This is a genomic window from Fimbriimonas sp. LA-C6 (genome assembly GCF_055398105.1).
This window is the reverse complement of sequence record NZ_AP038796.1, coordinates 3973824-3986172: the sequence shown is the minus strand read 5'-3', so window position 1 is coordinate 3986172 and position 12349 is coordinate 3973824. Positions and strand designations below refer to the sequence as shown.

General features: G+C 52.4%; 7 protein-coding genes. 5 read left to right on the top strand and 2 right to left on the bottom strand.

Annotated features, from left to right (window positions below; genetic code table 11):
• Nucleotides 1-40: 40 nt before the first annotated feature.
• Both ACZ51B_RS18360 and rfbF read right to left on the bottom strand, forming a co-directional pair.
• Nucleotides 41-1066 carry a GDP-mannose 4,6-dehydratase gene (locus ACZ51B_RS18360; RefSeq protein ID WP_464294792.1) on the bottom strand — a complete coding sequence of 342 codons (1026 nt, stop codon included), beginning with the start codon at nt 1064-1066 and terminating at the stop codon, nt 41-43.
• Nucleotides 1039-1836 (bottom strand): glucose-1-phosphate cytidylyltransferase, encoded by a 798-nt coding sequence (gene rfbF, locus ACZ51B_RS18355; protein ID WP_464294791.1) that lies wholly within the window; start codon nt 1834-1836, stop codon nt 1039-1041. The genes ACZ51B_RS18360 and rfbF overlap by 28 nt, the downstream gene beginning before the upstream one ends.
• 90 nt (nt 1837-1926) lie before the next feature.
• Between rfbF and ACZ51B_RS18350 the strand changes: the two genes are divergently transcribed.
• The 5 genes from ACZ51B_RS18350 (at nt 1927) to ACZ51B_RS18330 (ending at nt 12333) form a co-directional block, all read left to right on the top strand.
• Nucleotides 1927-4347, top strand: a complete 2421-nt coding sequence (locus tag ACZ51B_RS18350) for a tetratricopeptide repeat protein (RefSeq protein WP_464294790.1) — start codon at nt 1927-1929, stop codon at nt 4345-4347.
• Between the two features lie 79 nt (nt 4348-4426).
• Complete coding sequence (gene rocD, locus ACZ51B_RS18345) at nt 4427-5650, top strand: ornithine--oxo-acid transaminase (protein WP_464294789.1); 1224 nt, start codon at nt 4427-4429, stop codon at nt 5648-5650.
• A 485-nt stretch (nt 5651-6135) separates the two neighbouring features.
• Nucleotides 6136-8088, top strand: coding sequence for a methyl-accepting chemotaxis protein (locus tag ACZ51B_RS18340; RefSeq protein ID WP_464294788.1), 1953 nt, complete (start codon nt 6136-6138; stop codon nt 8086-8088).
• A gap of 168 nt (nt 8089-8256) precedes the next feature.
• Nucleotides 8257-10209: a methyl-accepting chemotaxis protein gene (locus ACZ51B_RS18335; RefSeq protein ID WP_464294787.1), complete on the top strand. Its 1953-nt coding sequence runs from the start codon at nt 8257-8259 to the stop codon at nt 10207-10209.
• 165 nt (nt 10210-10374) lie between these two features.
• Nucleotides 10375-12333, top strand: coding sequence for a methyl-accepting chemotaxis protein (locus ACZ51B_RS18330; RefSeq protein ID WP_464294786.1), 1959 nt, complete (start codon nt 10375-10377; stop codon nt 12331-12333).
• Nucleotides 12334-12349 lie beyond the last annotated feature (16 nt).

Below are 12349 nucleotides of genomic sequence, written 5' to 3'. Positions count from 1 at the left end.
CCGCGATCAGCCGTGCTCGTCTGGCCAGTCGCATTATAGATCAGCATGCATTTGGGCGGTAGTGCCACTCGGGGGTGACTTCGGGGAGGGATGCGTTTTCGTCTCGGCTTGCATACCAGTCGATGGTTCGTTTGAGGCCTTCTAGGAGGGTGTAGCGGGGGAGCCAGCCTAGCATGACTCGGGATTTGCTGGCGTCTAGGTGTTGGTCTCGGATTTCGTTGCTGGCTTCGTTTTTGACGATGGGTTTGAGGTCGCTTTCCATTAGGCGGAGGATCATCATCACCATTTCTAGGGCGGAGGTGGGTTGCTCTAGGCTGAAGTTGAAGGGTTCGCCTACTACGATCTTGTCTTGGGACATTTTGTAGGCTAGGTTCATGTAGGCTAGGGCGGCGTCTTCTACGTAGAAGTAGTCGCGGATGAAGCGTCCGTCTGAGCGGATGACTGGGGCTTGGCCGTCTAGGATGGCTTGGATGGTGCCGGGGATGAGGCGGTTCCAGTTGAGGTCTCCGCCACCGAAGAGGTTGCCGCAGCGGGTTACGCAGACGGGTAGGCCGAAGCTGTAGTGGTAGGACTGCGCGATGAGGTCGGCGCAGGACTTGCTGACGTCGTACGGGTGTCGGCCGAAGAGCGAGGTCTGTTCTGTGTAGGGCAAAACCTCTTGTGCGCCGTAGGCTTTATCGGATGAGGCTACGATCACTTGTTTGACGAGTGGCGAGCGGCGACATGCCTCTAGGAGACACCAAGTACCTTTTATGTTGGCCTCGAAGGTGCTTACGGGGTTTCGGTTGGCTATGCCTACGATGGTCTGGGCTGCGAGGTGGAAGACTGTTTCGACCTCGTGTTCGCCGATTACTCGCTCCAGGAATTCTTGGTCGCAGATGTCACCACGGACTACTCGGACCTTGTCGATGATTCCTTCGGAGATGAGGAGGGACTGGGGGACCCAGTCTCGGACTAGGCAGACGACATCGGCTCCATCTTTGACGAGCTGACGGACTAGCCAGCCGCCCAGTAATCCTGTGGCTCCAGTGACGAGTGTTACGCGGCGTTTCCAAAAGCCAGACATAGATTTTCTTTTCTCCAAGGTGCGTTGCCCGATTGCCAGAGCTCTTCTAGCAGTTGTCGGTCGCGTAAGGTATCCATGGGGTGCCAGAAGCCTTCGTGCTGATAGGCGGACAGCTCCCCAATGTTTGCTAAGTGCTCTAGCGGACCTGCCTCTAGGGGCATGTGGTCGCCGTCGATTAAGTCGAAAATTGCGGGTTCGAGGACGAAGAAACCGCCGTTGATCCAGCCCTCACCGGAGTGGGGTTTTTCTTTGAAACCACGGACGTGTGAACCGTCGAGTCGCAGGCTGCCGAAGCGTGAGGGGGGCCTCACTGCCGTGACGGTTGCGAGTTTGCCGTTCATTTGGTGGCTGCTTACCAGGGCGTCTAGGTCGATGTTTGCGACGCCATCGCCGTAGGTGAGCATGAAGGGCTCGTGTCCGATCCAGTTCTTGAGGCGCTTGACTCGTCCGCCTGTTTGGGTGTTGAGGCCGGTGTCTACCAGGCTGACTCGCCAGGGGGTGTTGGTGGTGTGGTGAACCTGCACGCCGCCTGTTCCGAGGTCGACGGTGAGGTTGTGGTTCATGGTGTAGAAGTTCAAGAAGTAGTTCTTGATGACTTCTGACTTGTAGCCTAGGGCCACGACGAACTCGTTGAACCCGTAGGACGAGTAGTGGTTCATGATGTGCCACAAGATCGGTTTGCCTCCGATCTCTACCATGGGCTTCGGCACCGTCTTGGTCTCTTCGGACAGACGTGTTCCAAAACCTCCGGCTAGGATGACAACTTTCATGGTTGTCATTTTTATCGGGCTATTCCATAAATATCGTTAGATTTCATGCCTGTATTTCTGGCAGTATTTCGCCGACGTTATGGATAAGCCATGAAGCGTATACAGCTAGCCCATGCCGTCATTGAAGATTCGGCACGTCCTGACAAGAGTCGATTCCAATCGGCCCTGGAACACCACCAGGCTGGTCGTTTCCCTGAGGCTGCCGGTGGGTACCAGGCGATTCTGGCTACGGACCCGGAGAATCCGGAGGCGTTGCACATGTTGGGTGTGCTTGCGCACCAGTTGGGGCAGCCTGCAAGCGCTATGACTTTGCTTGAGCGGGCATTGCTGCATGACCCTCGGAATGTGGAGCTTGTTTGTAACCTTGGGAATGCTCAGTTGGCGTGTGGCGAGGTTCATGCGGCGATCGTTACTTACCGAAAGGCTCTTGGGTTAGATGCTCAGCTTCCGGGTGTTCATTACAACCTTGGGAACGCTTTGTGCCAACTGAATTCGCTGGACGAGGCGATTGGTGCTTATCAGAATGCGGTTGCGATTCACCCGCAATTTGTGGCCGCTCACTTTAATTTAGGAAACACTTACTTGATGCGGGGGGAGCTTGAGGAGGCACTGGCTTCTTACCGGAAAGCGGACGCGATTCAGCCTAACTTCCCTAGTTTGCAGAACAATATCGGTAACGTTTTGCATCAGCTGGATCGGCTTGAGGAGGCTGAAGTGGCTTTCCGAAAGGCTGTGGAGCATAACCCGCGGGACTCGCAGTCGTTTAATAACCTTGGGTGCATTCTTGGGACGCTGAGGAACCATGAGGAGTCGTTTAAGTTTCTGAAGAAGTCGGTTGAGCTGGACCCGGATGTTCCATCGAACCTGGCGAATCTTGCTCGGGCTGCTTATATGTCGGGGCATCTTTATGAGGGTGTGAAGGCGGGTGAGCGGGCGCTTCAGTTTGAGCCGGACAACTTCTTGGCGCTGGCTTCGCTTGGCGTTATTTACGGTGGGTTGGCTCGGTTTGAGGATTCGTATCAGGCGTTTAAGAAAGCGCTGGTTTTGGAGCCTCTAGACTTGCAGATTTTGAGAGGGTTTGCGACTCATGCGGCGCTGGTTGGGGAGACTTACCAGGCGATTGAGGTGTACCAGCAGATCATTGAGATTGAGGGGCCTTCTGCGGAGATTCTGTCTTCAATTGGGTTCTGTTACAAGGATGCTGGCGAGCTTGATTTGGCGATTGAGTACACGGCCAAGGCGCTTGAAATTGATCCGCACCATGAGAGCTCTAGCAGTAACTATTTGATGCTGCACACGTACAGTCCGAAGGCCACGAACGAGTTCATTTTGGAGAAGTCCGTGGAGTGGGCGAAGAACATGGTTGTGGATGGACCCCGTATCAACGCTAAGCCTACTGCGAAGAAGAAGATTCGGATTGGGTATCTCAGTGCGGACTTTCATGCACACCCTGCGGGTTACTTGTATGAGGCGCTGTTCCCTCACCATGACCGCAGCAAGTTTGAGATTGTGTTGTTTGCGAACATGCAGGCGGGTGACGACTGGACTGTGCGCATTATGAAGGCTGCTGATAAGTTCTACTTTGTGAAAGCACGTACCGACGCGGAGCTTGCGGAACTTGTTCAGGAGGAAGAGATCGACATTTTTGTGGACCTTCTGGGGCATACGGCGAACCACCGGCTTGGGGCTTTTGCTATGCGGCCGGCACCTGTGCAGGCTTCTTGGCTTGGGTACTTTGCGACCACGGGAATGTCGGAGATGGACTACATTCTTGCGGACCAGTGGATTGTTCCTTCGGGTGAAGAGTCTAGTTATTCCGAGGACGTTGCGCGGATGCCGAACTGTCTTTATGTGTATCAGCCGCCGACGTTCAACATTAAGCCCAATCCGTTGCCCGCTAAGAAGAATGGGTACGTCACGTTTGGGTGCTTTAACAACACTTGTAAGATCCACGAGGATGTGGTGGCTTTGTGGGCTGAGGTTTTGAAGGCGGTTCCTGGGTCCAAGCTGATTTTGAACCGCGTGCCTTATCGGTCGGAGAAGGTTCGTGAGACGTTCGTCAAGATGTTTGAGGATCACGGGATTGAGGCGTCACGGCTTGAGTTCCAGGCGACGCTTGGGCGTGAGGCTTATTTCCAGTCTTACCATCAGGTGGACATTATGCTGGACACCTTCCCGTTTGGTGGAGGCACTACTACGAGTGATGCCACTTGGATGGGTGTGCCGGTTATGACTTTGCCTTGGGACCGGTTTGCTGGGCATATGACCGAGAGCATTTATCATACGGTGGGGGTTCCGGAGCTGCTGCCTGTGTCTCGGGAAGAGTTTGTTGCGCTGACGGTTGGGTTGGCGAATGATCTTGATCGCCTAAGTTCGCTCCGGGAGAACTTGCGGACTCAGATGACGAGTTCTCGGCTTTGTGACATCAAGAGCTTTGCTAAGGATCTGGAACAGACTTTTGAGTGGATGTGGACTGAGAAGACTGGTCTGCCTCTTCCGAAGGCTGCCTAGCTACTGGGGGTGTTGTACTTCTTGTTCAATACCCCTTCTGATCCGCTTGGACTGGGTTTGGTCCTGATAGACTGGGTCTATGCCACAGGTGTCCCACGAAGTTCAGGCTTATGTAGATCGAGAGTTGCAGTATGGAACTCATAACTACCACCCGCTGCCAGTTACGCTGGTGAAGGCCCAGGGCGAGCGCGTTTGGGATGCTGAGGGTAAGGAGTACATCGACTGCGTGGGTGCGTACTCTGCCGTTGCGCACGGGCATCTTTCGAAGCCGATCATTGAGGCTTTGAAGGCTCAGCTGGACAAGATGACGCTGGTGAGCCGGGCTGTTTATACTCCTGAGCTGGGCAATTTCTTAGAGACACTTTGTAAGTACACAGACATGGACATGGCGTGCCCGATGAACACGGGGGCCGAGGCTGTTGAGACTGCTATCAAGCTAGCTCGTAAGTGGGCCTATACCGTAAAGGGCGTTCCTCAGGACCAAGCTGAGATTTTGGTTGCTGAGAACAACTTCCATGGCAGGACGACTACCATTGTGGGGTTCAGCACGGAGGCGCAGTATAAGGCTGGATTTGGGCCTTTTGCGCCTGGGTTCAAGGTGGTTCCGTTTGGGGATCTTGAGGCTATTCGGAAGGCTATTACGCCTAATACTGCGGCGGTTCTGTTTGAGCCGATTCAGGCTGAGGCGGGCATTCTGTTTCCACCTGCTGGGTTCATGAGTGAGCTTCGGAAGCTTTGTACGGAGCAGAATGTGCTGCTGATTTGGGATGAGATTCAGACGGGGTTTGGGCGTACTGGGAAGCGGTTTGCTTGGCAGCATGAAGATGCGAAGCCTGACCTGATGATTCTTGGAAAGGCTCTTGGGGGTGGCGTTTACCCTGTGAGCGCTGTGGTGGGGCGTCGGGAAGTGATGGAAGTGTTTAAGCCGGGGGATCATGGCAGCACTTTTGGTGGGAATCCGTTGGCGGCTGCGGTTGGGATGGCGGCTATTGAGACGATGGAGAAGGAGCAGTTGGTGCAGCAGAGTGAGATTCTGGGTAAGCGGCTGATTGACGGCTTCCTTGGTTTAAATTCGCCCTCTATTGTTGAAGTGAGAGGTCGAGGGCTGTTGGTTGGGTTGGAAGTATCGGAGAATGTGGATACGGAGAAGCTCCAAACTGCGCTGCTGGCGGAGGGTGTGCTTACCAAACAGACGAGGCATCGCACTTATCGGTTTGCACCTCCGCTTACTATTAGTGCCGACATTGTTGATGCGATTGTTGCTAAGGTCGGTAGAGCAATATCCTCGTTGAGCGCTGATTAGTCTCATTCAATAGTTTGCTGCGCGACATTTTGCGTTACGACTATCGCGGATAGTACTTACTAGTACTATCCGCGATAGTCGTTTCAATGTATAGGTTTACTCATCTATCTTGCATAATTAACACGATTTTGCAAATCTAGATGCCCGTGAATTATGCAATCAGTCGTGTCGTTATTTAGTGAAAGTCCTAATCTTAACAATTATATCTACTCATCACTGTAGCTGCGTGAACTCGGGACTTACGAGCATTTTCGAGTTCACATGGGTTCAGGATTTCAAGCCGAACAGCTAGAACTTGCGTTACATTCACCATGTTGAGTCCTAACTTCCCTGCTCCTTTCAGCGGATTCAATGTTAACGAGTCTTATATAGTCTAAGCGTTAAGATAGTCATTTACGAATTCTTATCGTTTTCATATTCTTGCACTGAGGAATAGCAGTTGCCATCTCGATAATTGCAGTAAGAACCCCTTTTCGGATGTGCAAATGAAAAATATACTTATTAACCTAAAGATGAGCCATAAGCTGCTCGTAGGATTTGGAGCTTGTCTTGCTCTCATGTTGGGAATTGGTCTCGTGGCTTTGTCCGGATTTAGAGGACTCAAATCTAGCCTGGATACCATCACTAAAGATTCCATCCCGGGAATCAATGCCTGTAATCAGATTTTCAACTCGATGGCGAACTATCGGCTTCGGCAGTTTCGGCTTTCTGGACACACTGATCCCAAAAAGATTGCTGAGCTCTCCAAAATGACCAATGAGGGATTTGATCTTACAAGTAAAGCCCTTAAAGAGTACGAAGCCCAAATGACTCAGAAGGAAGATATTGAGAACTTCAAGGTGCTCCAATCTTACTGGCAGGAATACCAAGCAGCGTGGGACAAAGTTAAGGCAACCGCTGAGAATCCTGACGAGAAAGATCGCTTCCTCACGGTTGAAAAGGCTTTGACGCCCATGTATCAAAAAAATCTTCGTCCTCATCTTGAGAAGATGAACAAGTGGAACCGTGAGTACGCGGAGAAGATTAACAGGCAGGCTGCTGCAACCGTAAGTGCACAGACCACTTCGGTCTACTTCATCTTAGGCTTCGCGATCGTCGTTGCCGCTGCCTTTGGCGCGATGCTCAATAAGATCATCACTCAGTCCATTAAGGAACTGTCTGTGAGATTGGAGTCTATGACAAATCACTGCGTGACCGACCTGAAGGCTGGCATCTCTGCGCTTTCTGAGGGAGATCTGACGCAGAATGCGGTTCCTGTCACGAGTCCTGTTGCAAATCCCAGCAAGGATGAGCTTGGGCAGATGTCTGCAACGTTTAACAAGATGCTCAGCATGATGGCTGAGACGATTCAGGCTTATAACGACTCACGAAAGTCGCTTGGACAGCTCATTGGGAAGGTAGCTCAGAGTTCTACCGAAGTGTCGGCGACTAGTCAGACGATTGCTGCAGCGGGTGAAGAGAGCAGCGCGACTTCTTCGGAGATTGCAAATGGTAGTGAAAAGCTTGCTGTGAGCGCCACTGAGGCTTCGGCTGAGATGAACAAGCTTGCCAAGCAGGTGGAGATGGTTGGCAAGAGCAGCGAGAACCAGAAGGATCTTGTTGAAGCAGCTTCTGCGACGATTGATGAAGCCACTCAGGGCATCTTCACTGTGAGCAACGTTGCCAAGGACATGTCTGCTACGGCTGTTTCTGGAAACCAGGCGGTTACTGAGACGATTGAGGCGATGCAACGAGTAAAGACCAAGGTTAGTTACTCGGCTGCTAAGGTTCAGGATCTTGATGAAGCTGGTCAGCGAATCGGTGAGATTGTTAAGGTGATTGAAGGCATTGCCGAGCAGACTAACCTTCTGGCACTCAACGCGGCTATTGAAGCTGCGCGTGCTGGTGAGCACGGTCGAGGCTTTGCGGTAGTTGCTGATGAAGTGCGAAAGCTGGCTGAACAGGCTGGTGGCGCTACCAAGGAGATCGCAACGCTTATTGATGGTGTTCGAAGCACTGTGAACCAGACCGTTGATGCGATCCGAAGCACTACTGACGAAGTGGAGGAAGGCGCGACTCGAAGCACCCATGCTGGGAATGCTCTTCAGGAGATTGTTCAGGCTGCTGGAGAGGTTGCTCAGCATGCTGATTCGGTGTCCAAGCTCATGGCTGATGCCAGCAAGGGGATGGGGTTTGTCTCTAATGCGGCTACTGAGAACTTGCAGGTTGTGTCTGAGATGACCACTGTTACTGATCTGATGGTTGGCTCCATTGAGGGAGTTGCTGCTATCAGCGAGGAGTCTGCGGCGGGTGCTCAGCAGCTGAGTGCGAGCATTGAACATGTCGGTGCAGCGGCTCAGTCTTTGGCTCATATGAGCCAGGATCTTCAGGAGCTAGTGGCAAGCTTTAAGCTCGAGGGAGAATCTACAAGAGGGGCAACACTCAAGATCGCTGCTTAAGAAAGCTACTTTGGCGAACGCGACAGGGTCCCAGGTTTATTACCTGGGACCCTGTCGCGTTATTTGTACTTTGTGTCAGCAAACTTGTACATTTGAGCGCATGAGCATGATTAGGGGATTGAGATGAACTGAAGCAATGTGTGGAGGCTCCATCTCGAGAATCACCCAATGAAGAATCTGTTTTTGAACTTGCGTATGTCCATGAAGCTTGCGATCGCTTTTGGCCTTTGTGTCGCACTTGCCATCGGCGTCGGCGCGTCATCACTTGTTGGTTTTAAGGGGGTCGAAGCCAAACTCAACACGATCACCAATGATTCGATCCCGGGGATTGTCGCTCTGGCCAAGTTCAGCGAGCGGTCGCGGCAGATGCGCACGTGCCAGTTCCGTGTGGTAGTTCACTCGGAGCCGGAAAAGATAAAAGCCATGTTGGCACTGGTGGCAAAAGCTCGCGACGAAGCCAATGCAGGTCTGGACGAATACGATAAACAGATTGATCTCAAAGTGGACCGGGACAACTTCGACCAGCTCAAGAAGTATTGGAGTGAAAACCTTGCGCTTTGGGACAAGATGCTGGGCGATCTTACTAATCCTGAGTCCAAAGATCGACTTGGGAAGTACGAAAATGCAACAGAAGAGATCTATCGAGCGAATCTGCTCCCACAGATCGATAAGATGACAAAGTGGAACCTAGCATTCTCTCATGAAGCTAACAAGGATGCCGCCAAGACACTCGCCAGAGCCCGGCAATCTGTGGTCACGATCCTAGGTGCCACTGTTCTGATCGCTGTCATGTTTGGGATTTTCCTTACTCGAGTGATTACCCAGTCCGTTCGCTTGCTCTCTGCAGGCTTGCAGTCTGCGAGAAACCATTGCGTTACCGACCTTAATGCAGGCATGAGGGCCCTATCTGTTGGCGACCTGACGTCGGACGCGGTGGCTGTGACGCCCCCTATTGCCACGATCTATAAGGATGAATTGGGGCAGATGTCTCAGACCTTTAACGAGATGCTTGGTCAGTTGAAGGATACGATCCAGAATTACAACAACGCTCGAAGATCGCTCGGCGTGCTTGTTTCCCAGGTTGCGGCCAGTTCTGACAACGTCGCCAATACAAGCCAAATGCTTGCTGCCGCGAGTGAACAGTGCACGGCAACCTCCGGTGAGATCGCAGGTGGTAGTGAAAAACTGGCTGCCGGTGCGACCGAAGCTGCTGAGAACATGAACTCGCTTGCCAAGCAGGTTGAGGCTGTTGGTGTTAGCAGTGAGTCTCAGAGAGACCTCATTGCAGACGCATCTACCATTATTGAAAATGCGACGTTCGAAATTGAGAACGTGAGCCAGGTGGCGAAGGAGATGTCTGACGTTGCCAATGCCGGTAACCAGGCTGTTTCGGAGACCGTTCTTGCTATGGGCAAGGTTCAGGACCGAGTGAACTACTCTGCTGAGAAGGTTCAGGATCTTGACAGTGCTGGTCAGCGAATCGGTGAGATTGTTAAGGTTATTGAAGGGATTGCTGAGCAGACCAACCTGCTTGCGCTTAACGCGGCTATTGAAGCTGCACGAGCTGGGGAACATGGTCGTGGCTTTGCGGTTGTTGCTGACGAGGTGCGAAAACTTGCTGAGCAGGCGGGTGGAGCTACCAAGGAGATCGCAACGCTTATTTCCGGGGTAAGGAACACGGTTACGGAGACTGTGAAGGCGATCAACAGCACGACTGCTGAGGTTGCAGAAGGCGTAAGCCGTAGCTCTCAGGCGGGTGAGGCGTTGCTCCAGATTGTCAATGCTTCGGTCAGTGTTACGAATCAGGCGGATGCTGTTACCAAGCTTATGTCTGAAGCGAGCAAGGGCATTGGCAATGTGGCTCTTTCTGCTAGCAACAACCTTGAGACTGTGTCGGTGATGACTTCTAATGCGAACAACGTGGTTGGCTCCATTGAGGGAGTTGCTGCTATCAGTGAGGAGTCTGCGGCGGGTGCGCAGCAGCTGAGTGCGAGCATTGAGCATGTGGGTGCGGCTGCCACTTCCCTGGCCCAGATGAGCCAGGAGTTGCAGGAGTTGGTTGCCAGTTTCAAACTTGAAGAGCAGACTCCGACGGCGGCAAAACTCAGGATCGCCGCTTAAAATGATCCCCTAGCAAACGTACGGGTTTCCAGGGCTTCGCCTGGAACCCCGTCGTATTATTTGCACTTTCCGTCGCTAGATTTGTCCAAATCAATACCTGAGACTGTGCATTGGCCTGCCAATAACTGAAGTTATGTACGGAGGCTCCGACTCGAGAATCACCTTATGAAAAACCTGTTTTTGAACTTGCGCATGTCCATGAAGCTTGCGATCGCCTTTGGGCTGTGCGTTGCACTCTCAATCGGCTTAGGCATCTCTGCCTTGATCGGATACGCTGGACTGGAATCCAAACTCAACACAATTTCCAACGATGCAATTCCTGGAATTGTGGCATTGGCCAAGTTCAGCGAGCGGTCACGGCAGCTCCGGACGACACAATTTCGGGTGGTCGTACACTCGGAACCTGAGAAGATCAAAGCAATGCAGGGTTTAGTAGCAAACGCCCGAAAATTGGCCACCGAAGGTTTTAATGATTACCAGCAGCAGATCACGGAGAAAGAGGATCGCGAAAACTTCGAAATCCTGAAGAAGCACTGGCTTGCTAATTTGGCAGTTTGGGACGGGATGGCCAGCGACATGGCAAATCCTGCAACAAAGAACCGGCTTAAGCGGTACGAAGAGGAGACCGAAGAGATCTATCGAGCCAAATTGGTGCCCCAGATCGACAAGATGACCAAGTGGAACATCGACTATTCCAAAGCTGCAAACAAGGCTGCGAAGCAGACACTTCTTTCGGCGCGGCGTACGCTTTCGATCATTCTTGGTGCCACTGTGGTTATCGCTTTGTTCTTTGGCGTGTTCCTTACCAGAGTCATTACCAAGTCGGTTGCATCTCTTTCGGCAGGCCTCAATTCCGTCAAGAAACATTGTGTGACGGACCTCAATGCAGGCATGAGAGCCATTTCAACAGGTGATCTCACCTCAGCGGCAACACCTGTAACCAGCCCGATTGCTGACACCCACAAAGACGAATTGGGTCAGATGGCGAATACGTTTAACGAGATGTTGGCGATGCTCGTCGATACTATCTCCAACTACAACAATGCCCGACGGTCTTTGAGTGCGTTGGTTTACCAGGTTGCCAACAGTTCGGAAAATGTTTCCAACACAAGTCAGATGCTTGCGGCTGCGAGTGAGCAGTGCACGGCTACCTCGGGTGAGATTGCTGGTGGAAGCGAGAAACTGGCGGCAGGCGCGACCGATGCTGCTGGAAATATGAACTCGCTGGCTAAGCAGGTTGAGGCTGTCGGTATCAGCAGTGAGTCTCAGAGAGACCTCATTGCAGACGCATCTACCATCATTGAGAATGCAACGTTCGAGATTGAGAACGTAAGCCAGGTAGCGAAGGAGATGTCTGACGTTGCCAATGCCGGTAACCAGGCTGTTTCGGAGACCGTTCTTGCTATGGGCAAGGTTCAGGACCGAGTGAACTACTCTGCCGAGAAGGTTCAGGATCTTGACAGTGCTGGTCAGCGAATCGGTGAGATTGTTAAGGTTATTGAAGGGATTGCTGAGCAGACCAACCTGCTTGCGCTTAACGCGGCTATTGAAGCTGCACGAGCTGGGGAACATGGTCGTGGCTTTGCGGTTGTTGCTGACGAGGTGCGAAAACTTGCTGAGCAGGCGGGTGGAGCTACCAAGGAGATCGCAACGCTTATTTCCGGGGTAAGGAACACGGTTACGGAGACTGTGAAGGCGATCAACAGCACGACTGCTGAGGTTGCAGAAGGCGTAAGCCGTAGCTCTCAGGCGGGTGAGGCGTTGCTCCAGATTGTCAATGCTTCGGTCAGTGTTACGAATCAGGCGGATGCTGTTACCAAGCTTATGTCTGAAGCGAGCAAGGGCATTGGCAATGTGGCTCTTTCTGCTAGCAACAACCTTGAGACTGTGTCGGTGATGACTTCTAATGCGAACAACGTGGTTGGATCGATTGAGGGAGTTGCTGCTATCAGTGAGGAGTCTGCGGCGGGTGCGCAGCAGCTGAGTGCGAGCATTGAGCATGTAGGTGCGGCTGCCACTTCCCTGGCCCAGATGAGCCAGGAGCTTCAGGAGTTGGTCGCTAGCTTTAAGCTCGAAAGCATCAACGGCACAGAATCCAAGAGCCACCTCAAAGTGGCTGCTTAGGGTTCTTCATATCAAG